This window comes from Rheinheimera sp. WS51 (genome assembly GCF_050936095.1).
Taxonomy (GTDB): Bacteria; Pseudomonadota; Gammaproteobacteria; order Enterobacterales; family Alteromonadaceae; genus Alishewanella.
In genome coordinates this window covers 1-1,395 of the sequence record NZ_JBOTRC010000040.1, presented here as the reverse complement: position 1 = coordinate 1,395, position 1,395 = coordinate 1, and the positions used below count along the sequence as shown (strand labels likewise).

The following is a 1,395-nucleotide window of genomic DNA, read 5'->3' as shown; positions in this document are numbered from 1 at the left end:
CCACATAAAGGGCCGACTGGAGCGCAGCGTAAGGAGGTCCAGCGGAACGAAGTGGAGCGATTTTTGATGTGTTTGTTATGCATTTTTTAATAGAGTTTAAGAGTTTTATCTTTTTCCAGACCTGATACTGACCAAAGGTAAACACCAAGATTGTACAAGTCTTCTAAGCCCCTCTCCTTCGGTTCATGGCTAGGAGTCCAAAAACACCCTTTTGTATATGTAAAGCCACGTTGCGACTCAAGACACCAATTTGACCCATCTAACCCACTAATTTCATCGAGTGCATTGTATTTTAGAGCTTGTTCGTAACGACTATATATTTCATCGTATTTTTGATTCGACAGCTTGATATGTTCACGAACTATGGTTTCTGTACTTTTTTCAGACTTCTCATCGAACTGTATGCGATGTACTTTAACTGCCAGTGTACTTTGCTCTTTGGACTTACACAGTTTAAAAGTGACCTGCCCGTGAAACGAAGTGCCAACCTCTAGAGAAAATACTTTTCCTTGGTAAGCATTCCAAGACCCGCAATCTTCATCTTCCCACTCAATTGCATGAGTACAAAAAGGCCAGAGTAATAAAAATAATAGGAGGTACTTCATCGTTCACCTTGATGCATAACGCCACGCTCTGCGGAAATATAGGAGCCTTAGCGAATAAATTTTCCGTAGTAGCGCCTTGTTAGTTTCACAGCCCAAACACCACTTCAAACTTCTCTCCATTGTTTAACCTTTCCAATCCTGAGTACAAACTTTTAGTATGCATTGGTTCAACAGCTATTCTTGATGCTTGGTAGTATTTCACACTTGTATTTGGAAAGTCGCTTAGAAAAAAAATAGATTTAACTTTTGCTAGTTCTTCCTCTGTTATCTCTATATTTTCAAGTAAAAAAGGTCTGCGATAGTCAACTTTAATACCTGTTCCTTCAATAAACCAGGCTGGTAATTGCGTAAGCTCTACAAGAAGGTCAGTTCTGTACCTTACCTCTGCATGAACAAATTCATGCGCTATCACGTCTGTGTTGAGCCCCTTAGGGCCTAGAAATATGCACTCTCTAAAGAACCCTGATGCTTGCATGCCCGTTGGATTAAAGCCAAAACTGGAGTACTTATCCTCAGTTGTAGCAATAATTCTTGGTGAAGATATAGGGTTACCATACACATTTGAAACTCTTTCGATTGCATCATTTATTGCTTCTATCAAGTTCGATTTCTGTGCTTCGTCAAGACTGTCATCAACATAGAGATTTGTTGAAATCTTAGAAAAATGCGTCTGCCCGATCATTTCGCATGCTATCGCATCCTTTTTAAAGAAGATAAAAGACGCAAAAAGAAGCAATATAAAAACAGGTACAAGAATTTTAAATATTCGCACAAACTTTCCTTGTGAAAC

General features: G+C 39.1%; 2 protein-coding genes. Both read right to left on the bottom strand.

The genetic code is table 11. The features are described 5' to 3' along the window. Positions 1 to 86 precede the first annotated feature (86 nt). Positions 87 to 605, bottom strand: coding sequence for a hypothetical protein (locus tag ACRCA4_RS14915; protein WP_433190358.1), 519 nt, complete (start codon positions 603 to 605; stop codon positions 87 to 89). Positions 606 to 690: 85 nt separating this feature from the next. After that, positions 691 to 1,395, bottom strand: a 705-nt coding sequence (locus tag ACRCA4_RS14910; protein WP_433190355.1) for a hypothetical protein, incomplete at its 5' end; no start/stop codon positions are given.